15 protein-coding genes and 8 tRNA genes are annotated in these 23500 nt (G+C 46.2%); 5 read left to right on the top strand and 18 right to left on the bottom strand.

Going from position 1 to position 23500, the window contains the following annotated elements; genetic code table 11:
- Positions 1 to 31 precede the first annotated feature (31 nt).
- Positions 32 to 1090, bottom strand: a complete 1059-nt coding sequence (lptG, locus tag DYH48_RS04375) for an LPS export ABC transporter permease LptG (RefSeq protein ID WP_006085768.1) — start codon at positions 1088 to 1090, stop codon at positions 32 to 34.
- A complete protein-coding gene (gene lptF / locus DYH48_RS04370; RefSeq protein ID WP_115334146.1) occupies positions 1087 to 2199 on the bottom strand; it encodes an LPS export ABC transporter permease LptF in 1113 nt (370 codons plus the stop codon). Before lptF ends, lptG begins: the two co-directional genes overlap by 4 nt.
- A 243-nt stretch (positions 2200 to 2442) precedes the next feature.
- Between lptF and pepA the strand changes: the two genes are divergently transcribed.
- Both pepA and DYH48_RS04360 read left to right on the top strand, forming a co-directional pair.
- Positions 2443 to 3951, top strand: coding sequence for a leucyl aminopeptidase (gene pepA, locus DYH48_RS04365; protein WP_006082597.1), 1509 nt, complete (start codon positions 2443 to 2445; stop codon positions 3949 to 3951).
- 211 nt (positions 3952 to 4162) lie between these two features.
- The gene (locus DYH48_RS04360) at positions 4163 to 5191 is read left to right on the top strand and encodes an IS110 family RNA-guided transposase (protein WP_115334145.1); all 1029 of its coding nucleotides are present in this window, start codon (positions 4163 to 4165) and stop codon (positions 5189 to 5191) included.
- Between the two features lie 223 nt (positions 5192 to 5414).
- Here DYH48_RS04360 and DYH48_RS04355 read toward each other — a convergent pair.
- Positions 5415 to 6592, bottom strand: a protein-coding gene (locus tag DYH48_RS04355) for an IS3-like element ISSba5 family transposase (RefSeq protein ID WP_115334144.1) whose coding sequence is annotated in 2 segments (ribosomal slippage) — positions 5415 to 6334 and positions 6334 to 6592 — 1179 coding nt in all. Because the reading frame shifts where the segments join, the coding sequence is not laid out codon by codon here.
- Between the two features lie 295 nt (positions 6593 to 6887).
- Here DYH48_RS04355 and DYH48_RS04350 point away from each other — a divergent pair.
- Together DYH48_RS04350 and DYH48_RS04345 are read left to right on the top strand one after the other, a co-directional pair.
- On the top strand, positions 6888 to 7391 hold the full coding sequence (locus DYH48_RS04350) for a DNA polymerase III subunit chi (RefSeq protein WP_115334143.1): 504 nt from the start codon (positions 6888 to 6890) through the stop codon (positions 7389 to 7391).
- Positions 7392 to 7411: 20 nt separating this feature from the next.
- Entirely contained in the window at positions 7412 to 10288 is a 2877-nt protein-coding gene (locus DYH48_RS04345) for a valine--tRNA ligase (RefSeq protein ID WP_115334142.1), read from the top strand.
- A gap of 626 nt (positions 10289 to 10914) precedes the next feature.
- On the opposite strand, the gene DYH48_RS04340 is transcribed toward DYH48_RS04345, so the two are convergent.
- The 13 genes from DYH48_RS04340 to recA all read right to left on the bottom strand — a co-directional run bounded on the left by DYH48_RS04340 (position 10915) and on the right by recA (position 18305).
- Positions 10915 to 10991, bottom strand: a tRNA-Arg gene (locus DYH48_RS04340).
- A 103-nt stretch (positions 10992 to 11094) separates the two neighbouring features.
- Positions 11095 to 11186: transfer RNA gene (locus DYH48_RS04335), tRNA-Ser, on the bottom strand.
- Positions 11187 to 11231: 45 nt separating this feature from the next.
- A tRNA-Arg gene (locus tag DYH48_RS04330) sits at positions 11232 to 11308 on the bottom strand.
- Positions 11309 to 11366: 58 nt separating this feature from the next.
- Positions 11367 to 11443: transfer RNA gene (locus DYH48_RS04325), tRNA-Arg, on the bottom strand.
- Between the two features lie 48 nt (positions 11444 to 11491).
- Positions 11492 to 11568: transfer RNA gene (locus DYH48_RS04320), tRNA-Arg, on the bottom strand.
- Between the two features lie 87 nt (positions 11569 to 11655).
- Positions 11656 to 11732: transfer RNA gene (locus DYH48_RS04315), tRNA-Arg, on the bottom strand.
- A 44-nt stretch (positions 11733 to 11776) separates the two neighbouring features.
- Positions 11777 to 11853: transfer RNA gene (locus DYH48_RS04310), tRNA-Arg, on the bottom strand.
- A gap of 22 nt (positions 11854 to 11875) precedes the next feature.
- A tRNA-Ser gene (locus tag DYH48_RS04305) sits at positions 11876 to 11967 on the bottom strand.
- A gap of 205 nt (positions 11968 to 12172) precedes the next feature.
- Positions 12173 to 12370, bottom strand: a complete 198-nt coding sequence (csrA, locus tag DYH48_RS04300) for a carbon storage regulator CsrA (protein ID WP_006082602.1) — start codon at positions 12368 to 12370, stop codon at positions 12173 to 12175.
- Positions 12371 to 12488: 118 nt separating this feature from the next.
- Positions 12489 to 13745, bottom strand: a complete 1257-nt coding sequence (locus DYH48_RS04295; protein ID WP_006082603.1) for an aspartate kinase — start codon at positions 13743 to 13745, stop codon at positions 12489 to 12491.
- 9 nt (positions 13746 to 13754) lie between these two features.
- Positions 13755 to 16379, bottom strand: coding sequence for an alanine--tRNA ligase (alaS, locus tag DYH48_RS04290; protein WP_115334141.1), 2625 nt, complete (start codon positions 16377 to 16379; stop codon positions 13755 to 13757).
- 370 nt (positions 16380 to 16749) lie between these two features.
- Complete coding sequence (locus tag DYH48_RS04285) at positions 16750 to 17220, bottom strand: regulatory protein RecX (protein ID WP_373419667.1); 471 nt, start codon at positions 17218 to 17220, stop codon at positions 16750 to 16752.
- A 17-nt stretch (positions 17221 to 17237) separates the two neighbouring features.
- Positions 17238 to 18305 carry a recombinase RecA gene (gene recA, locus DYH48_RS04280; protein WP_006082606.1) on the bottom strand — a complete coding sequence of 356 codons (1068 nt, stop codon included), beginning with the start codon at positions 18303 to 18305 and terminating at the stop codon, positions 17238 to 17240.
- Between the two features lie 357 nt (positions 18306 to 18662).
- Here recA and mutS point away from each other — a divergent pair, with 357 nt between their 5' ends.
- The gene (gene mutS / locus DYH48_RS04275; protein WP_115334140.1) at positions 18663 to 21233 is read left to right on the top strand and encodes a DNA mismatch repair protein MutS; all 2571 of its coding nucleotides are present in this window, start codon (positions 18663 to 18665) and stop codon (positions 21231 to 21233) included.
- 218 nt (positions 21234 to 21451) lie between these two features.
- On the opposite strand, the gene rpoS is transcribed toward mutS, so the two are convergent.
- Positions 21452 to 22432: an RNA polymerase sigma factor RpoS gene (rpoS, locus tag DYH48_RS04270; protein WP_006086853.1), complete on the bottom strand. Its 981-nt coding sequence runs from the start codon at positions 22430 to 22432 to the stop codon at positions 21452 to 21454.
- 80 nt (positions 22433 to 22512) lie between these two features.
- Positions 22513 to 23409 (bottom strand): peptidoglycan DD-metalloendopeptidase family protein, encoded by an 897-nt coding sequence (locus DYH48_RS04265; RefSeq protein ID WP_115334139.1) that lies wholly within the window; start codon positions 23407 to 23409, stop codon positions 22513 to 22515.
- Positions 23410 to 23500 lie beyond the last annotated feature (91 nt).

Genomic DNA, 23500 nt, shown 5'->3' with positions numbered 1-23500 from the left:
ATAAACTAAATGGGGAGTAATAAGATGAGTATCATCGCCGGATAAAGTAGAAGGCAACGCCGGTAAACAGCAAGCTTGGTGCCACAGCCCCCACATAGGCAGGTAACTCATACACTATGCTCATAGGACCAAAAATCTCATTACTGATATAAAAGCTGAAACCCGCCACAACCCCGAGCAATACCCGCGCGCCCATAGTCACAGTTCGCAGCGGCCCAAATACAAACGACAGTGCCACTAACATCATCACAGCAACAGTCACCGGCTGCATCACCTTGCGCCACAGCGCTAGCTCATAACGGCTCGGATCTTGGCTGTTGGTCTTAAGGTAATCGAGATAACCGACTAGACCGCGGATAGATAACGCCTCAGGTTTAATCGAAACCACACTGAGTTTATCCGGCGTTAAACTCGACTGCCATTGATCTTCTTCCAGATATTCAAGCACGACTTTCTCATAGCTTAAATCAGTACGTTTGACGTCGAATAAACGCCAACGGTCTTGGGAAAACACCGCGCGGTCCGCATGCACAACGTTGGTGAGCTTGAGTTCGCTATTGAACTTATAAAGCGTAATGTTGTTGAGTTTATTGATGTTTTCAACTTCACCAATGTTCACGAACAAATCACCGTCCTTTGCCCAAATACCGCGATGGGACTTAATTAAACTCCCGCCTGAGAGTTTAATGGCTTGCAACTCATTAGCCTTTTGCTCAGCAATCGGTGCGCCCCATTCCCCTAACACCATCACCAGCAACATCAAGGGCACAGCGGTTTTCATCGCCGACATAGTGATCTGCAAACGTGACATGCCAGAAGCTTGCATCACCACAAGTTCAGAGTTCGATGCCAGCATTCCCATGCCAATCAACGCGCCCAGCAACACGGCCATAGGGAAAAACATTTCGATGTCCCGTGGCACTAAAAACAACACATAGATGCCCGCATCCATCATGCTGTAGGTGCCACGACCGACTAAACGCAGCTGGTCAACCCATTTGATGATGCCCGACAAGCCAGTCAACACCAGCAAACACAGCGCTGAAGTGCTTAACAATACTCTGGCGATATAAAGGTCTAATATCTTCATGCCGCCACCTTCTTATGGGCAAACAGGGTCGAGATACGACTAAATATAGGCCTATCTTTGCCGAGCAAGAACAGCCCCATCAAGAGCGCTGAAATATGGATCCACCACATACCTAAATACAGTGGAATAATCCCATCTTGCAATGCCTTACGTCCGGCGACCATGAGGCCAAAATAGCCAAGGTACAAGAGTACTGCAGGGAACATTTTAGCGAACTTACCTTGACGCACATTCACCCGCGCCAGTGGCACCGCAATCAAGGTCATGATCGGAATCGCCAGCGGAATGGCAAGACGCCAATGGAATTCGGCAACGGCTTCCGCGCCTTCGACTTTTACGAGTTCATCGACGGGCAGCGCAGATAACTTACGCCGACGCTCGTCGACTTGCTGCTCTTTAATCTGCATTTTATAACCACCAAATTCGATCATTTGGTAGTCCTTCGCCTTCGGGCTGCCTTGATAACGCACGCCATCATTCAGGTTTAACTGCTGCGCACCAGAGCTATCTTCCTGCACTCGCCCACCTTTGGCCACCACCACATTGGTGACGCCGGTTTCGTCATCAGGGTCTGGCAACTGGGCCACAAACACTTTATCTAACTCGTTATCTTTACCGATACGTTCGACAAATAATACCGCGCGACCATTTGGGCTCGCCTGAAAACGCCCTTGCACTAAGGCCGCAAGCCCAGCTTCGGACTGGGCTTTTTCGAGCACTTGGTTTTGCTGCTCTTCTGCCCAAGGGGCGACATAAAGGGATAAATAGCCGGTAAACAACATATTGATCACGGCAAGAATCAGCGTCACGCGGGTGACATACCACTCACTGACCCCAACACCGTGGAGAACGACCATCTCATTTTCGGAATACATACGGCCATGGGCTAGTAAAATCCCCAAGAACAAACTTAACGGCAGGACTAAGATCACCAGATAAGGCAAGTTAAGCCCAATCAGGGTCATGATTAAAGAGGCGGGAAAATCGCCGTCGGAGGCATCGGCCAGTATACGCACGAAATGCTGGCTAATAAAAATAGTTAACAGCACTAAAAGTACCGCAATTTGTGCCTTTAAAACTTCTCGAATAAGGTATTTAAATACAATCACAGGCAGGATCCGGTCTCTAAACTTATCTTTTTGCTGGTAACAGACTAACTTTCATGTAAACTGTTTACTTTTGATAGTTTTCTGACCAGCTTCAGGGGTTCTAGGTAAACTTAACGTCACGAAATGCGTGACTCAAGCGCCGAGAATAAATCACCTTTGGAGTAATAACTTAGGCCCTTTTCGGGACAAGCAGACATTATCCAATAAATATAAAAATTTGTCTTTAAGAATCTAGGAGTGCTCATGGAGTTTAGCGTAAAGAGCGGTAGCCCCGAAAAACAACGCTCAGCCTGTATCGTGGTCGGTGTTTATGAACCCCGTCGTCTGTCGGGTATCGCGGAGCAATTAGATAAAATTAGCGAAGGTTATATCAGTAACCTACTACGTCGCGGCGATCTGGAAGGTAAACCTGGCCAGATGTTGTTGCTGCACCATGTTCCTAACGTATTGAGTGAACGTGTATTATTAGTGGGTTGTGGCAAAGAACGAGAATTAGACGAACGCCAATACAAACAAATCATCACTAAAACAATCAACACCCTTAACGAAACGGGTTCAATGGAAGCGGTTTGCTTCTTAACTGAACTGCACGTGAAAGGACGCGATACGTATTGGAAAGTACGTCAAGCGGTTGAAACCACTAATAGCAGTCTTTATAGCTTTGATGCCCTGAAGACCCGCAAAGGTGAAACTCGCCGTCCACTGCGTAAATTAGTGTTCAATGTCCCGACTCGCCGTGAATTAACCTTAGGTGAGCGCGCCATCGAGCATGGTATGGCAGTGTCTGCCGGCATGCACTTATGTCGCGATGTGGCCAACATGCCACCTAACATCTGCAATCCAGCCTATTTAGCTTCTCAAGCTCGCCAAATGGCTGAAATACACGACACACTACATGTCACCACTATCGGTGAAGAGCAAATGGCCAAACTGGGCATGAACTCATATCTTGCAGTCGGTCGCGCCAGTGCCAACGAATCCATCATGACTGTGATGGAATACAAGGGCGCTGTCGATAGCACAGAAAAACCCATCGTATTAGTCGGTAAAGGGTTAACCTTCGACTCGGGTGGTATTTCATTGAAACCTGGCGAAGCCATGGACGAAATGAAGTACGACATGGGCGGCGCAGCAGGTGTTATCGGCACCATGAAAGCTATCTGTGACATGAAGTTACCTATCAACGTTGTGGGTATTCTGGCTGGCTGTGAAAACATGCCATCGGGTAATGCTTACCGTCCAGGTGACATTCTGACCACTATGTCAGGCCAAACCGTTGAAGTGTTAAATACCGATGCTGAAGGCCGTTTAGTCTTATGTGACGTATTGACCTACGTTGAGCGTTTCGATCCTGAACTGGTTATCGATACAGCGACTCTGACTGGCGCATGCGTGATTGCCCTTGGTAAACACGCATCGGGTCTGTTCTCATCGCATAACCCACTGGCACACGAGCTATTAAGTGCCGGTGAGCAAAGTGGTGACCGCGCATGGCGCATGCCATTGTGGGATGAGTATCAAGATATGCTCGACAGTCCATTTGCTGACATGACCAACTTAGGTGGTCGTCCAGCAGGTGCTATCACAGCAGCATGTTTCCTCTCGCGCTTTGCTAAAAAGTACAACTGGGCTCACTTAGACGTTGCGGGTACAGCTTGGAATAGCGGTGCTAACAAAGGTTCTACGGGTCGTCCAGTGCCACTATTGACTCAGTTCCTGATCAATCGTGCTGGCGTTGAACTCGGCGAATAACTGACTATCAGATCTTAGCTTTTTTAAGATCAGATAAATCAAAGGCGAAGATGAAAATCTTCGCCTTTTTTATTCGCTATTTTATTCTGAAAATCAATGTCCTGGATAAGGGTTTGAGTTAGAATGTAGTGATGTGATGGACGCCTCAGCACCTAAGCTTGCAGTATTATGCCAAGCTTGAAGCTGACAAATAGTTCTGGAGGTTTCCATCATGGATATTAAAGTTATTGGTATCGATTTAGCCAAAAATGTTTTTCAAGTTTGTGTTTGTCTTATGGATAACTCAGTCATGACTAACAAAAAGGTTAACAGAAACAAGCTGCTCGATAAAATTAGACAATTCTCCGAAGGTAGTCTTATTGCTATGGAGGCCTGTGGTACGGCGCATTACTGGGGAAGACAATTTCAAGCTCTTGGTTATCAAGTGCAATTGATCCCTGCTCAACATGTTAAGCCATTTGTTGCAAACCAAAAGAATGATGCCAACGATGCCCTCGCTATATGCGAAGCGGTTTTCAGACCTAATATCCACATGGTTCCAGTTAAAACTGTTGAGCAACAAGACATTAAAGCATTACGTTGTGTACGTAGTCGTCTCGTTCAAAATCGAACCGCCATGGTCAATCAAATTCGAAGCCTAGCGAGCGAGTCTGGTGTGATCTTCTCTGTCGGCAGGTTGCAATTACAAGCGTCACTTAGCCGTATTTTAGCAAATAATGAGCATGAACTGTCTCATACGCTTCATTACCTGTTAAAACTTTTATATGAAGATTTATGTGTTTTAAATGAGAGAATTAATCAAATCGAGCGCGACATTAAAGCGCTATGTCAAATCCAACCTCGCTACAATGCATTGCTGTCGATCCCTGGCTTTGGACCATTAGTCACAGCAAGCTTTATGAGTGAATTAGGTTCGGGTCATCAATTTAAAAATGGCCGGCAATTATCTGCATGGTGTGGCTTAGTGCCATCGCAATCGAGTTCTGGTGGAAAAGTTCGACTAGGATCGATCACGAAAAATGGCAGCTCAGAACTACGTGTTTTACTCATCCATGGCGCCAGAGCCGTTGGCCGATTTGCGAGCAAACGTGATGATAGACTTGGGCGATGGTTTAATGCACTTGCGTTAAGGCAAGGTCGACACAAAGCCGTTGTCGCATTGGCCAATAAAATAGCGCGTATAGGATGGCGGATCCTCACGAGTAACGATAATTTCGACGTTAATAAAGCGTTTGCGTAAGACGTTAAGCATCACGTAAAAGTTTACATGCACTGATGAATAAACGGTCAACCGTACCTATTAGAGCCTGACTTGACCAAGGCATTAAATGCCGATGTAGTGATAAGGTAATAGGTTTCGGATTTACATCATGGCGCGGGTAAAAAGCCTATTTAGACGCCGAATATATGGTAGTGAACCAATCATTCAAAAGTGTTGTAAAAGCTGAGGCGTCCATATATGGTCAAGTAAAATTGGCCACGGTTTTAGAGTCATTCCAATATAAACGTTCTGACTCATTTGGCGTTAACCCACCATTATATTGATGGGGTCTGGTCTCACTGTAATATCCAGTGATGTAATTTGTGATCTCTTTATCTGCTTCTGTAAAATTCCCATAACCACTTGCGGGTATCCACTCAGATTTCAAACTTCTAAAGAAACGCTCCATTGGTGCGTTATCCCAACAATTCCCGCGACGACTCATACTTTGCTCAATCTGAAGACGCCATATTAATTGTCTGAATTTCAAGCTCGTGTAATGTGAACCTTGATCGCTGTGATATATCACATTCTCAGGCTTACCCCTTAACTCAAATGCCATTTTCAAAGCTTTACAGGTCAGCTCACTATCTGGTGATAATGACAAAGCCCATCCAACAGGTTTGCGGGAAAATAAGTCTAAAACAACGGCTAGATAGGCCCAACGATTACCGACCCAAACATACGTCACGTCGCCACACCACACTTGATCTGGTTGAGTTACTGCAAATTGTCGATTAAGCGTATTGGGGATTGCAACATGCTCTTGTGTCGCTTTCCGATAAGAATGCTTAGGCTGCTGACAGCTTAATAACCCAAGCTTTTTCATTAGATTACGGGCTCGATAACGACTGAGGCCAATCTCTTTGTTAGTCACTAATTGCGCTATCGTTCGCGCACCGGCAGAGCCATGACTAATACGATGTGCGGCCTTCACTTCACTGCATAAAATAGTAAAGTCTGCATCAATATGTTCTTTTCTTTTTAGCCAATACTTATAGCTACTTCGATGCACTTTGAATGCATTACAAATTGTGAGAATAGAGTGGCTCTGCTTGAGTGCGCTGATTAGCGTAAATTGTTCATCGAGTCTGACATCAAGAGAGCGGTAGCCTTTTTTAGGATAAGATTGTGCTCCTCAAGACGAGCTATTTGCTTCTTCAGCTCACGGATTTCAATTTGTTCAGGGGTAATCGGAGATGCTTTTGGTATGCCACCCTGGCGTTCTAGTTTTAACTGTCTCACCCATTTATCCATAGTGGATTTACCTACGTTCATCGCCTTTGCAGCTTCGATGATGCTATGGTTTTTATCGAGGACTAATTGGGCTGCTTCAAGTTTGAATTCAGCACTAAATGTTTTTCTGGTTGTCGATCTCATGTGTTCACCTAAAGTCATCTACGAGGTAATAATATCACCTCTATTTAGGTGGCCAAAATTAGTGTGCCACTACAGAAACCTAGAAGACAGAAGCTATTAAAATAATATTTTCAACAGATAACAATAAAACCTAAGTCATCAAAAGCGGCTTGAAAGCATCCCATTAAGCCCCGCAAGACAGTGATAGATAAAAGCTCAGCGTAAGGTTTGCCCCAAGCATTAACCCATACTGACTTTTAGTGTAAACTGCTGCTTTCGTTCGCCACTAAAACAAGTGAAGCAAGGCATTGAAATCATGACTCAAGTGCTGTTTTATCTCATGCCGCCAGTGGCATCACCTGCCAAGGCCAAGGCTGATTCACCTGTTGCAACCGTGAATACGAACCCTGCACTTTGCGAGATGCATCTTTTGGCATGCCAACTGGCGCAGCAGGCTTTTGTGAAACAACAATGGGTCTATATCCATTGCCAAGATAAGCAGCAAGCCCATGCGATTGATGAACTTTTATGGCAGTTTGAGCCAAGTGCCTTTGTACCTCATAACCTCAAAGGTGAAGGCCCGATGACGGGATCGCCGGTAGAAATTGGTTTTGATCGCCTCGGCGCCAACAAAAGTCGCCAAGTTCTGATTAATCTTGCAGACCAAGCGCCCCCATTTGCGGTAAACTTTGGCCACATTATCGATTTTGTTGCCAATGACGATCAGCATAAAGCGGTCGCTCGCGAACGTTATCGACAGTATCGCGGCTTAGGGGTCAATTTACAGACCCAAGACTTAGCAACACATCCACTTAATTAGTTTGAGACAGACACGTTCCCATGGAAAAAACATACGATCCGCAGTCCATCGAGCAAACTCTTTACCAAAACTGGGAAGAGCAAGGTTACTTCAAGCCACACGGCGATGAATCCCAAGGCAATTATTGCATCATGATCCCGCCACCAAACGTGACAGGCAGCTTGCACATGGGCCACGCCTTCCAAGACACCATTATGGATACTTTGACCCGTTACCAACGGATGAAAGGCAAAAATACCCTATGGCAAGTCGGTACTGACCATGCGGGTATCGCCACCCAAATGTTGGTTGAGCGTAAGCTTGAAGCCGAAGAAGGCAAAAATCGCCATGACCTAGGTCGCGATGCCTTTATGGATAAAGTGTGGGAATGGAAAGCGCAATCGGGCGGCACTATCACTAAGCAGCTACGTCGTATGGGCGCTTCTGTTGATTGGGACCGCGAGCGTTTCACTATGGACGAAGGCTTATCTAAGGCCGTGCAAGAAGTGTTTGTACGTCTGTACGAAGACGAGTTGATTTATCGCGGTAAGCGTTTGGTCAACTGGGATCCAAAGCTGCACACAGCTATCTCTGATTTAGAAGTCGAAAGCAAAGAAAAACAGGGCCATATGTGGCACCTGCGTTATCCACTGGCCGACGGTGAACTGACTGCCGATGGTAAAGACTATTTAGAAGTCGCTACCACGCGTCCAGAAACCATGCTCGGCGACAGTGCTGTTGCAGTGCATCCCGATGATGAACGCTATCAAGCGCTAGTCGGTAAGTTTATTCTATTGCCGATTGTTAACCGCCGCATTCCTATCGTGGCCGACGATTACGTCGACATGGCCTTTGGTACAGGTTGCGTGAAGATCACCCCAGCCCATGACTTTAACGACTATGAAGTCGGTAAACGTCACAACATGCCCATGTTCAACGTACTGACCTTAGATGCCGCCATTCGTGCAAGTGCCGAAGTGGTGAACTCTGACGGTACCTTTAACAAAACGCTCGATGGCAGCCTGCCTGAACGTTTTGCCGGACTTGACCGTTTTAAAGCGCGCGATGCTATCGTCGCCGAATTTGACACTTTAGGTCTGCTCGAAAAAATCGCACCTCATGCCTTGAAAGTGCCTTACGGCGATCGCTCAGGTGTGGTTATCGAGCCAATGCTAACCGACCAATGGTATGTGGCTGTTGCGCCAATGGCGAAAACCGCTATCGAAGCCGTTGAAAATGGCAGCATTAAATTTGTGCCGCAACAATACGAGAACATGTACTTCTCGTGGATGCGTGACATTCAAGACTGGTGTATTTCGCGTCAATTGTGGTGGGGTCACCGCATCCCTGCATGGTACGACGAAAACGGCAAAGTCTATGTCGGACGCAACGAAGCCGACGTCCGTGCTAAGCACAATGTCGCCGACTCAATGACCTTACGCCAAGACGAAGACGTACTGGACACTTGGTTCAGCTCAGCCCTGTGGACTTTCTCAACCTTAGGTTGGCCTGACAATTTAGAAGATTTAAAAACCTTCCACCCAACCGACGTGTTGGTGACAGGTTTTGACATCATCTTCTTCTGGGTTGCCCGTATGATCATGATGACCATGCACTTCATCAAAGATGAAGACGGCAAGCCACAAGTCCCGTTCAAAACTGTCTATGTAACCGGCCTTATCCGCGATGAAGCGGGTAACAAGATGTCAAAATCTAAGGGTAACGTACTCGATCCATTAGATATGATCGACGGTATCGGACTTGAAGATTTAGTTGAAAAACGTACCGGCAACATGATGCAGCCACAACTGGCCGCCAAGATTGAAAAGAGCACTCGCAAAGAATTTGCCGACGGTATCGAAGCCCACGGCACAGATGCACTGCGCTTTACGCTTGCGGCAATGGCATCAACGGGTCGTGACATCAACTGGGACATGAAGCGCTTAGACGGTTACCGTAGCTTCTGTAACAAGTTATGGAACGCCTCACGCTACGTGCTGATGAACACAGAAGATCAAGATTGCGGCCCAGGCTCACCAGAGCACAAAGGCGGCGAAATGGAACTGTCGTTGGCCGATCGCTGGATTATTGGCTTGTTCAATCAAACCGTTAAGACCTTTGACGATCACATGACAGCCTACCGTTTCGACTTAGCAGCCAATACCCTGTATGAGTTCACTTGGAACCAGTTCTGTGACTGGTACTTAGAATTAACTAAACCGGTATTGCAAAACGGCAGCGAAGCGCAAATGCGCGGCACCCGTCACACCTTAGTGACAGTGCTCGAAGCGATGCAACGCCTGATGCACCCTATGATGCCGTATATCACTGAAACCATCTGGCAGCGCGTTAAACCGTTAGCGGGTGTCGCTGGTGATACCATCATGCTGGCACCGTTCCCAACATTTGATGCCGCTAAAGTCGATAGCGCAGCAATGGCCGATTTAGAATGGGTTAAGCAAGTGATTGTCGCCGTGCGTAACATTCGCGCCGAACTGAACATTGCCCCATCTAAGCCACTAAATGCCCTACTTCGTGGTGTTAGCGCGCAAGATAAAGCCCGTGTTGAAGCCAACCAAACCTTCTTCACCACACTTGCCCGCTTAGAAAGCATGACCATTTTAGCCGATGGCGAAACTGCGCCTATGTCGACTACAGGTTTGATTGGCGAAATGGAGCTGCTGATCCCTATGGCAGGCTTAATCGATGTCGCCGCCGAAATGGCCCGTATCGACAAACAGCTTGAAAAACTCGGCCAAGAGATCGCTCGCATCGAAGGCAAATTGTCGAACCAAGGTTTCGTTGCAAAAGCTCCAGCCGAGGTTATCGACAAAGAGCGCGCTAAGATGACCGATCTCAAGCGTGACATGGACAAGCTCAACGAACAAAAATCAGAGTTCGCTAAGTTAGAAGCTTAAGCTTCTCATTTACTCTGATTCACTTGTTATGATTGGTTCTAACTGAATGAAGGGCAGCCACTAGGCTGCCCTTCTTATATCTATATCGCTGCAATCTATGAGCGATTATGAGCCTTCATCTACGCTTTTGAGCCAGATGCCACATTGAACCCGAGTCAATTCTAAACACTGCCCTTTACCTACTGCACTGTATTGAAACTACTTCATAGTTCTTCTTAATCACACCAGTGGTCTATCGCTCATGAGCTCACAAGTAGCCCATCACTGCCTGCATGAGCAAACAACACACATGTAGACCAAAGAGCAGCTAATACCTCTCGAGGCTGCACTGAGAGAGCTGACATGGAGTGCTGACATGGATATCTAATGTCGTCATAGACTCTGGACACAGGCAAAAGCTGATTATTCAGTAAGTCGAACCTAAGAAAGAGAAGTGTTAAAAGCGAAATGACTGAAGATAGCGACACCGAAGAAAGCTAAGCCATAGAATGATCAGCCGAAGGATAAGTAAACCAAGAGATGAGAGGTAAAGAGAGGTAAGCCGAAACGGATAAAGCAATAATGAGTTAAACCACTACAGACTAAAAATAAAAAAGCCCTGCAATTGCTTGCATGGCTTATCTATATGGTGCGCGTGGAAGGAGTCGAACCTCCGACCGCCTGGTTCGTAGCCAGGTACTCTATCCAGCTGAGCTACACGCGCAAACTCGTTTTTGTACTTCTAACAGATCCAATCAAGATTGAGTCTAGGATAAGCACTTTTATCTCGCAAATTTATTCTATTCCCCTCGACTAAGAGAATAGAATGGCGGAGAAGGAGGGATTCGAACCCTCGATGGGAGTTAAAGCCCATACTCCCTTAGCAGGGGAGCGCCTTCGGCCACTCGGCCACCTCTCCGCGTTTAACGCTTTAAATCAACAAGACGTGTCTTGTTAACTGTATTGGTGCGCGTGGAAGGAGTCGAACCTCCGACCGCCTGGTTCGTAGCCAGGTACTCTATCCAGCTGAGCTACACGCGCATGTTAAACGGTAAAACACTAATTTAATTGAAACAATCGCAATCATATTAGCTTAAATTGGTGCGCGTGGAAGGAGTCGAACCTCCGACCGCCTGGTTCGTAGCCAGGTACTCTATCCAGCTGAGCTACACGCGCATTTAAAACGGTAAACATTAATACGACCGAAATCATATTAATCTAAATTGGTGCGCGTGGAAGGAGTCGAACCTCCGACCGCCTGGTTCGTAGCCAGGTACTCTATCCAGCTGAGCTACACGCGCATTTTAACATTTTGCTATAAGCAATTATCTACAAAATTTCTAACTGAAATTCAAAACTGATGAGTTAAAGATTAACTAATGCAGAGATGGTGCGCGTGGAAGGAGTCGAACCTCCGACCGCCTGGTTCGTAGCCAGGTACTCTATCCAGCTGAGCTACACGCGCGACTTGTATCTAAATTTACTTTTACATCAAACACTAATAAAAAATGGTGCGCGTGGAAGGAGTCGAACCTCCGACCGCCTGGTTCGTAGCCAGGTACTCTATCCAGCTGAGCTACACGCGCACTGTTTTCTATCGGTAAGAAATGGCGGAGAAGGAGGGATTCGAACCCTCGATGGGAGTTAAAGCCCATACTCCCTTAGCAGGGGAGCGCCTTCGGCCACTCGGCCACCTCTCCGTTTTCTTGGCGCACATATTACTGTTTGACGAAAATAAGTCAAACCCTTTTTCCGAAACAGATTCCATTTGAACTGTTTTTAATCACATTGCTGCTATATCAAGCCAATGTATTGATTTGCGCCAATCTTTCGGTCTAAAAAATAAAAAAGCCAGTTAAAAAACTGACTCTTCTGTTGCCGTAATACTCTTGCCAAGACAAGGTACTAAAAGTTACCACCTTCCGATGGTGTACCTGATTTTTCAGATTGAATGCGTTGGTAGATTTCTTCACGGTGAACAGAAACCTCTTTTGGTGCATTCACACCTATACGCACTTGATTGCCTTTTACCCCTAGCACTGTAACTGTGACTTCATCACCAATCATCAGTGTTTCGCCAACACGACGAGTCAAAATCAGCATTCGATAGCTCCTTTATTTCTTAATTCAGCTTACACACGGCACTCATCCGGTAGATGGGCTTATTATAAGGTCAGCTTAGTACAAATTAATAGTATTCAATACTCAAACGGTTATTTAATTACACCTTATTTAGCTCGAAAGCGTGATGTAACGCCCGAACCGCCTTGTGTAAGTCCCTTTCATCGATAACGGTTGACAATTTACTCTCTGACGTCGTGAGTAACTTAGCATGAATAGTTTCATTACCCAAGACTTCTAACATCTTAGTCAATAATCCCATTTTTGCCTGTAAACCTTTGCCAACTAAAGATACTTTTGCACGTTGCCGTTCGATAATCAATGGTCCGAGAGCAAGGCTTTCGCTTAAGCCTTCGAGCTCATTAAGCAGAGTATCAACCTTAGCTTCAGCGAGCATAAAACTAACTCGACCCGAAGGATCATCCTCGTGGATCCTCAATGGGGAAATAAATTCCACATCGATTTCCAATCGCGTTAAGCAGCCTAACAGCGCTTGATAACGTTCACTGGTGGTAAACAGCCCTTCAATCGTCAGCGTTGCCAGCGCCTTATTAATCGCAATACCTTGGACTAACGAGGCAATAGTGAGTTCAGACTCGTCGCCAAATTGGATTAACGTCCCCTGCCCAGCTTCAAAACTCGACAAGACTCGCAATGGCACACGAAAACGCTCGGCGTATTCGACTGAATCGGGATGCAGTACTTTAGCGCCTAACTTTGCCATTTCGAGCATCACATCAAACCCAATCACATCGAGACGACGGGCACTGCTATCGATATTCGGATCTGTGGTGAATACCCCTGCCACATCGGTAAAAATCTGGCATTCATCGGCTTCTAACGCCGCCGCTAAGGCTACAGCAGTGGTATCTGAACCACCGCGTCCTAAGGTGGTGACTTCGCCTTGAGGATCGATGCCTTGAAACCCTGCAACGATCGGCACAACACCGTCGGCTAATAAGGATTGCAAATACTCAGTATCCACCCGCTCGATGCTGGCACGGCCAAATTGACTGTTCGTATGAATTTGTACCTGATCGCCCGTAAGGGATTTCGCCTTAATACCGCGACGCTGTAACGCCATCGACATCAAGGCAATGCTCACTTGCTCACCCGTTGACACTAACATGTCTAATTCGCGCGCCGAGGCCCGCGGATTAATTTGTGCTGCCAGTGCAAACAAGCGATTAGTCTCACCCGCCATCGCTGATAAAACTAAGACTTGCTGCTCACCATTGTGAGCTGACTTTGTAATCTGCTCAGCGACTGCTTCGATACGTTCAATAGAACCCACCGAAGTGCCGCCGAACTTTTTCACAAAAAGCTTGCTACCACTAAGCTTTCGTTTTTGGGGCACAGCAACCTCTTAAGCTAGACGCTCAGTAATCCAAGGTAATACTTGAGCCAATGCCGCATCCAGATTTTCTGGCTGGCTACCGCCCGCTTGAGCCATATCAGGACGACCGCCGCCTTTACCGCCCACTTGTGCAGCGACCATAGCGACTAGCTCACCCGCTTTGACTTTGCCGATAAGATCGTTACTCACACCGGCGATCAGGTTAACTTTCCCTTCCTGCGCAGTGCCAAGAACGATAATGGCCGATTTCAATTTTTGTTTTAATTCATCTTGTAGACCGCGTAATGAGCTTGCCTCAACGCCGTCTAACTTTTTGATCAGTACGTTAACGCCATTAACCACAACGGCATCGCCCACTAAATCAGCACTGGCTGCAGCCGCGAGTTTATCTTTCAACTGCGCCATTTCTTTTTCGAGTTGCTTCATTTTGTCGAGCTGGGCTTTTAACTTAGCGACAACTGAGTTGGCATCGCCTTTCAATAAGGCTGCAGCTTCTTCCAGTTCAGCTTGTTGCTGCGCCACATAGGCCATAGCCGCAGCGCCAGTAACGGCTTCGATACGACGCACACCCGCAGCAATACCCGCTTCAGAAGTGATTTTGAATAAGCCAATATCGCCCGTGCGGCCCACATGGGTACCACCACACAATTCGATAGAGAAATCGCCCATAGTCACAACACGCACTTGTGAGTCATATTTCTCACCAAAGAGCGCCATTGCGCCTTTCTCTTTGGCTTCGTCTATACCCATTTCAGCGGTTTTCAGCTCATGGTTACGACGAATTTGAGTGTTAACTAATTCTTCAACTTCTTTTAATTCAGCGGCTTTTACACCTTCGAAATGGGAGAAGTCAAAACGCAAACGCTCAGGATCAACCAAAGAACCTTTTTGCGAAACATGAGTACCGAGCACTTGACGCAGTGCGGCATGCAGTAAATGCGTAACAGAATGGTTTAACTGAGTACGGTGACGCAGTTTTTTGTCGACTTTCGCTTCAACAACTTGGCCAACACTCAAGTTACCTGTAGCTAACACACCTTGATGGCCCGTTGCTTGACCATACTTTTGTGTGTCGTTAACCGTAAACTCAACACCGCTCGCAACCAGTTGGCCTTTATCGCCCACTTGACCGCCAGATTCCGCGTAGAAAGGTGTCACGTCGAGTACAACAACCGCTTCGTCACCCGCTTTGATCGCCGTCACTGACTCACCGTTTTGATAAATCGCAGTGATCTTAGCTTGACCCGCTAATTCGGTGTAACCACTGAATGCGGTTTCGGCATCAATTTTCAGTGCCGCGTTATAATCTGCACCAAAGTTACCGGCAGCTTGTGCGCGGCTACGTTGTTCAGCCATAGCGACTTCGAAACCTGCTTCATCGACAATGATGTTGCGCTCGCGACATACGTCAGCGGTTAAATCCATTGGGAAGCCATAGGTGTCATACAGCTTAAATACGGTTTCACCATCTAAGGTGTCACCTTTTAACTCGTTTAAGGCCGCATCTAAAATGCCTAAACCACGTTCAAGCGTACGAGCAAATTGCTCTTCTTCCGCTTTCAGAGCTTTTTCAACAATCGCTTGAGTCTCAGCTAACCCTTTGGCCGCATCGCCCATTACCGCAATCAAAGACGGAACCAACTTGTAGAAGAAAGCTTCGGTCGCACCTAACTTATTACCATGGCGAACTGCGCGGCGGATAATGCGGCGCAGCACATAACCGCGGCCTTCGTTCGACGGCATAACGCCATCGGCAATAAGGAATGCACATGAACGGATATGGTCGGCAATGACGCGCAGTGACTTCTCGGTTAAATCGCTTACGCCGATGATTTCTGCCGCTTTGGCGATCAGCGTACGGAAGATATCGATTTCGTAGTTAGAATGTACGCCTTGCATAATCGCGGCAATACGCTCAATCCCCATGCCGGTATCAACCGATGGCTTAGGCAAAGGTAGCATTTCACCCGATGCTTGACGGTTGTACTGCATGAACACTATGTTCCAAATTTCGATGAAACGGTCACCATCTTCTTCAGGACTGCCAGGACGGCCGCCCCAAATGTGATCGCCATGGTCATAGAAAATCTCAGAACATGGGCCGCAAGGACCGGTATCACCCATTTGCCAGAAGTTATCTGACGCATAAGCAGCACCTTTATTGTCGCCGATACGGATAATGTTCTCAGCAGCAACACCAATCTTTTTATTCCAGATTTCAAAGGCTTCATCGTCTGTTTGATAAATCGTGACGCATAGACGTTCCTTCGGCAGCTTTAAAGTTTCAGTTAAGAAAGTCCAGCCAAAACGAATCGCTTCTTCTTTGAAATAATCACCAAAACTGAAGTTACCCAGCATTTCGAAAAAGGTGTGATGACGTGCTGTATAACCGACGTTATCTAAATCGTTATGCTTACCACCGGCGCGTACACAACGTTGAGCAGTGGTCGCACGCGTATAATTGCGTTTGTCCATGCCAAGAAACACGTCCTTGAACTGGTTCATGCCTGCATTGGTAAATAAAAGTGTGGGATCGTTGCCTGGCACTAATGAACTACTGTCCACAACTTGATGACCATTGCTGCGGAAAAATTCGAGGAAAGCGCTTCTAAGCTCTGCTGTAGTTTGATACATGAAATCATCCTGAATTGGGTAAGCATTACCAGCTACGCCTTAGGCTAGCCGTATTTCTATTTGCCCAGCATTATAAGCAGACTGAGTAAGGACGACCAGCCTTGATTGGTGATATGCACATCAGGAATTTAATATTTTTGCGTGAATAGCCCATACCAGAGTAGCTAGAGGCAAAACAGCAATAATAAAGGACGATGACAGACTCTGCGGGTTGGGTGCAAAAAGTACAGTATTTGAGCAAGTGGGTAAAGTGTCGGGTACGAAAGCAACAAAGCCCATTTGATGACATTTTAGAGGAGATTTTCTGAGGACTTGTTAAAAGGAGCTTTTACAGTCTTAAGATTACATCGCAATCGATGAGTTGAGGCGATTAATAATCGTCGTCGAGATCATTGGGATCGGAATCTAACGCATAAGTGATTTGATCGTAGCTAAAGCCTTGGCCCATTAAAAACCGCACTCGTTTGGCCTTTTCCTTCGCGATGAGATCCCGGGCTTTAGAGCCCTTCACTTCTGTTACGCGGGGAATTCCATATTTTTTAGTGGCTTTATCTTTTGCTAGCTCAAACCAGTCACAATCACTATTGGTTATCGCCGCTTCAATGCAATCTTTAGACAGGCCTTTTTGCGCTATCGCTTGGCGAATGCGGATGGCACCGTGACCTCGACTAATGTGGCTACGGACCAACAGTTCAGCATAGCGATTATCATTGATAAAACCGGAGGATTCACATGCATCGAGCACAGGTTCGATATCATTCAGTTCGAAACCTTTTTCGAGCAATTTATCGCGGATTTGTAGGCGGGAATAATCGCGGCGCGCTAACAGCGCGACCGCGATTTGACGGGCTGACTGACTCAGAATACTTCGCCTGTTTCTAAATCAACATTATCTTCCGTGCTAGCATCATCTTTAGCAGCCAGTGCACTAGGATTGCTCAAAAGCAATTCACGTAATGTCTTGTCAATTTCAGTAGCAATGGCTGGGTTTTCAGTCAAATATTTACCCGCATTAGCACGGCCTTGACCGATTTTATCGCCTTTATAGCTGTACCAAGCACCCGCTTTTTCAATCAACTTATGGGCTACGCCTAAGTCAACTAACTCACCGGTACGGTTAATACCTTGGCCATAAAGGATTTGGAATTCGGCTTGCTTGAACGGTGCTGCAACCTTGTTCTTCACCACTTTAACACGAGTTTCGTTACCGACAACTTCATCGCCGTCTTTAATGGCACCAGTACGACGAATGTCTAAACGAACAGAAGCATAGAACTTCAGCGCGTTACCACCGGTTGTCGTTTCTGGGTTACCGAACATCACACCAATCTTCATCCGGATTTGGTTGATAAAGATAAGTAAGGTGTTAGATTGCTTTAAGTTACCAGCAAGTTTACGCATAGCTTGGCTCATCATACGTGCCGCTAGGCCCATGTGAGAATCACCAATTTCGCCTTCGATTTCAGCTTTAGGCGTTAATGCCGCCACTGAGTCGACGACGATAACGTCAACCGCGCCTGAGCGAGTTAATGCATCACAAATCTCAAGCGCTTGCTCGCCGGTATCTGGTTGTGAACACAGCAGGTTATCAATATCTACGCCCAATTTTTTAGCATAGATAGGGTCGAGTGCATGCTCAGCATCGATAAAGGCACAGGTTTTACCTTCACGTTGCGCTGCGGCAATCACTTCTAAAGTCAGTGTCGTTTTACCTGATGATTCAGGACCATAGATCTCAACGATACGCCCCATTGGCAAACCGCCAGCACCTAAAGCAACGTCCAGAGACAGAGAACCGGTAGAAATGGTCTCAACATCCATAGAGCGATCTTCACCCAGCTTCATGATGGAGCCTTTACCAAATTGTTTCTCAATTTGGATCAATACCGCAGCAAGTGCTTTCTCTTTATTTGGATCGACCTTCATTCCAGTTCCCTCATCAAGACAAGCCTTAAGCTGTCAAAAGTAATATTCAATTTACAAACGGGTAATTCTGCGGACTAGTATACTGTACAATCATACAGTATCAAGACCTATGGCTGAATTATTTTTAGCTAATGGGATTTTTTAATATGGCTAAGGTTTTAGCGAATATCAAATTCGATATTGCATCCCTTTGACGAATATCCGTCATCAAGGGCTCAATTTTCGGTAAATTATTGCTAAGATTGGCGCAGCAAATTTTGCGTGGTCTTTTTAGCTGAAAATTGTACAGCAGTCTTCTGCTTCCATAGCGCTTAATCCCACATAACCACGGCAGTCACAACGGACGATAACGATTTAATGAATGTAATTGATACCGATGATTTAGAAAAACATACTCCTATGATGCGTCAGTACTTGACCATGAAAGCAGAACATCACGACATGTTGCTGTTTTATCGCATGGGTGACTTCTACGAGTTGTTTTATGACGATGCTAAACGTGCTTCTGAGCTGTTAGGCATTTCACTCACGGCGCGCGGTAAAAGTGGTGGCGATCCTATCCCCATGGCGGGACTGCCTTACCATGCTGTGGAAGGCTATCTTGCGAAATTAGTTCAAATTGGTCAATCGGTTGCGATATGTGAACAAATTGGCGACCCAGCAACCTCTAAAGGTCCTGTTGAGCGTAAAGTGGTGCGTATCGTCACGCCTGGCACCTTAACCGACGAAGCCCTGCTGCAGGAACGTCAAGACAATCTATTGGCAGCCGTTTATCAAGGTAAAGTCGGTTTTGGTTATGCCACTCTGGATGTTTCATCAGGACGTTTTGTGATTGCCGAACTCGACACGCGAGAGTCATTAGAAGCTGAATTACAACGCACTAATCCCGTTGAAATTCTCTACAGTGAAGACTTTGGCGAACTAGGTCTACTAAACGGTTTTAAAGGTAAACGTCGTCGCCCTGAATGGGAATTTGATTACGACACTAGCATCAAGTTACTACTGGCTCAGTTTGGCACGAAAGACTTGCATGGTTTTGGTATTGCAGATGCACGTTTATCACTGCAGGCTGCAGGTTGCTTGATGCAATATGTCAAAGACACACAGCGCACAGCCCTGCCCCATATCAATGCCATTACCCGCTTTAATCAAACCGATAGCATAGTGCTTGATGCGGCAACGCGTCGAAATCTAGAACTCACTCAAAACCTTGCCGGTGGCCGCGATAATACCTTAGCCGCAGTATTGGATAACACGGCAACGCCTATGGGCAGTCGTATGTTGCAACGCTGGATCCATCAGCCGCTGCGAGATCCAAAACACATCAAAGCACGCCAACAGGCGGTGACTGAACTGCTCGATACTGCCGCCCACGAAGGTTTGCATGAGCAGTTAAAAGCGCTTGGCGATATCGAACGTATCATGGCAAGACTCGCGCTGCGTACCGCTCGCCCAAGGGACTTTGCCCGTTTACGTCAAGCGCTGGGCTTACTACCTGAATTACAACAGAGTTTAAGCACACTGAGCGCGCCGCACACGACTCAATTACGGCAACACTTAGGGGAATTCCCCGCTGAACAAGCCTTACTTGAGCGCGCGATAGTCGATAATCCTCCCATGCTTATCCGCGATGGCGGAGTGATCCGTGAAGGCTACAACAGCGAATTAGATGAATGGCGCGGTCTTAGCGAAGGTGCGAGCGATTACTTAGTACAACTCGAAGCCAGAGAAAAAGAACGTACAGGTATCAACACACTTAAAGTCGGCTATAACCGTGTACACGGCTATTACATCGAAGTGAGTCGCTTGCAATCCTCGCAAGTGCCACTCAATTACCAACGACGTCAAACCCTTAAGAATATGGAGCGTTATATCACGCCCGAACTTAAGGAGTACGAAGAAAAAGTGCTCTCGAGCCAAGGTAAAGCACTGGCACTCGAAAAGCAGTTATGGGAACAATTATTTGATCTTATTCTGCCAAAATTACATGAATTACAAGCTTTTGCTCGAGCGGCGGCAGAACTTGATGTGTTAAGTAACTTTGCTGAGCGCGCCGAAACCTTAGGCTACACTTGCCCAGAGCTGAGCCAAGATATCGGCGTACAGATAGAGGCTGGTCGTCACCCAGTGGTGGAACGTGTGAGTCAAACACCGTTTATCGCTAACCCAGTCACCTTGCACAATCAAAGACGTATGTTGATTGTCACCGGACCTAACATGGGCGGTAAATCGACCTATATGCGTCAAGTCGCTTTGATCACGCTGATGGCCCACATTGGCTGTTTTGTGCCAGCAGATCGCGCACTGATAGGCCCTATCGATCGTATCTTTACCCGTATTGGCGCCTCTGACGATCTGGCCTCTGGCCGTTCAACCTTTATGGTCGAAATGACAGAAACCGCCAACATTCTACACAACGCCACCGCCAGTAGCTTAGTGTTAATGGATGAAATCGGCCGCGGCACATCCACCTATGATGGTTTATCGCTCGCTTGGTCGGCAGCAGAGTATTTAGCCCAGCAAGTCGGCGCTATGACCCTATTCGCCACCCATTATTTTGAATTAACTCAGTTACCTGAATTAATGGCTGGTGTTTACAATGTGCACCTTGATGCCATTGAACACGACGATACCATCGCCTTTATGCATGCAGTGCAAGAAGGCGCCGCCAGTAAAAGCTACGGCTTACAAGTTGCGGCACTTGCCGGTGTGCCAAATAAGGTAATTAAAGCCGCTAAACATAAGTTGCAGCAATTGGAGAGTCGCGATCATCAAGCTGAAGGAACGAGGACGCCTATTCAAAGCTTACTCGCGTTACCTGAACCGGTTGAGAATCCAGCGCTAACGAAGTTAAGTAGCATTAATCCCGATAACTTAACGCCAAAGCAGGCACTTGATTTGCTCTATGAGCTGAAACGTCTGAGCTAAAGCTCTGTGAACGGGTGATATTCGCCAAGCGATATGATCAGCAATAAAGGATTAGAAACAACAACGCCCACTCTTGTTAGTGGGCGTTTTACTTTTATCGACTAGACCTAAGCACTAGACTAAATCACTAGACTAAATCACTAGACCTTAGCTAGGAGCTAGGCATAGAGATCAACGAACAACTGATCTTAGTTTCTCATTTATTAGTTTCGAAATAATTAGTTTCTAAACAATGCTTCAACAGATAAACCTTGAGATCCTAATAAGTCGCGTAAACGTTTCAATGCTTCTACTTGAATTTGACGTACACGTTCGCGGGTCAAACCAATTTCAGCACCCACATCTTCGAGTGTAGAAGGTTCATAACCTAACAGACCAAAACGGCGGGCTAACACTTCTCTTTGTTTAGTGTTTAACTCATTGAGCCATTTGACCACTGAATTAGAAATATCTTCATCTTGCACTTTATAGTCAGGGCCAACGTTATCGTCATCGGCTAAAATATCCAGCAACGCCTTGTCATTATCGCCCCCCAAAGGCGTATCGACAGAGGTGATTTTCTCATTCAGCTTAAGCATACGGCTGACATCAGCACTCGACACTTGCAGTTTTTCGGCAATTTCTTCGGCCGTTGGTTCGTGATCGAGTTTTTGTGCTAACTCGCGAGCGGTGCGCAAGTAAACATTGAGTTCTTTAACAACATGAATAGGCAATCGAATTGTACGAGTCTGATTCATAATGGCGCGCTCAATGGTCTGTCTGATCCACCAAGTCGCATAGGTTGAAAAACGGAAACCTCTTTCTGGGTCAAACTTTTCAACGGCACGAATTAAGCCTAAGTTGCCTTCTTCGATAAGATCAAGCAGTGCTAAGCCGCGATTGTTGTAACGACGGGCAATCTTTACGACCAGACGTAAATTACTTTCGATCATGCGATTACGGGATTTTGCACAGCCTTTTAAGGCTTTACGGGAAAAGTAAACTTCTTCTTCTGCGCTAAGCAGTGGGGAAAAACCAATCTCACCTAGGTAAAGTTGAGTGGCATCAAGATTTTTTTGCAGGTCATCTTGAACCTGTTGCTCTATTCCTAGCTCTTGAACTAAATCGGATGCAACTTCTTCTTTTTCAAGATCGAAGTCAACAGTGTCTACGGATAAATCTACTAGTGCTTCTGCGGCAGTGCTTTTTATGCGGCTCATGATTAAATCTCCCAAACCTGATTAAACTGCTGAATTAGTGCAATTTCCTATCCTCCATTTGCCAACAAGGCCCCAAGCAATCATTGTTTGGGTAAATAAGTAAGTGGGTTTACAGACTGTCCATGGTAACGAATTTCAAAATGTAACATTACCCGATTGGCACCTGTACTGCCCATTTTTGCAACTGTCTGCCCTGCGAGGACATGTTGCTTTTCTTTGACTAAGATCTTGTCCGTATGAGCATAAGCACTAAGGTAATCGTCACTATGTTTAATAATCACTAAATTACCGTAACCCCTAAGAGCACTTCCTGCGTATACCACCCGCCCATCTGCAGCAGCTTTGATGATATCTCCCCGATTCCCCGCGATCTTAATGCCTTTATTTCCCTGCTCATTGGCAGAGTAAGTCCCGATTAACTTCCCTCTTACTGGCCACTCCCACTGACTCACACTGGTTGGTAGTGTCGAAGTCGGTGGAACCATGATCGAGTTAACATTTTGTTGGGAACTTGTTACAAGGTACGCGGGCTTAGCTTTCTGATCAAGTGTTTTTTTCAGATCATTACTTGACTTAGCGTCGGTTTGAGAAACCTGATTATCTGTTTGTTTTTTATCATTTTTACTAGAATTATTACCCGAGGAGCTCGTTTTTCTTCCATCTAAAGTTGTAGATTTAGACTGACTACTCGACTTAGCATTCGTTAAATATAAAATCTGTCCGGGGTAAATTGTATAAGGGTTATCTAATTGATTAAGTTTAGCTATTTCAGAAAAATCCTTTCCTGCTCCCCAAGAAATAGAGTAAAGCGTGTCGCCTTTCTTAACTTTATATGAATTCGATTTAATGTGGCCTTTGTTGTTTTTAGAGTAGCTATGGGAAATATTTTCGACGGGCGCGGGTCGGCTGGCCTGAAAGCTACAGCCTGCAAGCAGAAATATAAAGCAGAGGTTTAAGACTAAACCCGCATTCAACAATAAAAACTCCTTGGTGAGGCTGTATTACTGTTTATGATGAGAAAACAATGCCCTCGTTGCAAGACAAGCTGTTCAGTGGAGACAGTAGCAC

It is taken from the genome of Shewanella baltica (assembly GCF_900456975.1).
In the GTDB taxonomy this organism is placed as follows: Bacteria; Pseudomonadota; Gammaproteobacteria; order Enterobacterales; family Shewanellaceae; genus Shewanella; species Shewanella baltica.
Note: the sequence above shows the minus strand (reverse complement) of the source record. Positions and strands in the feature narration are given on the sequence as shown.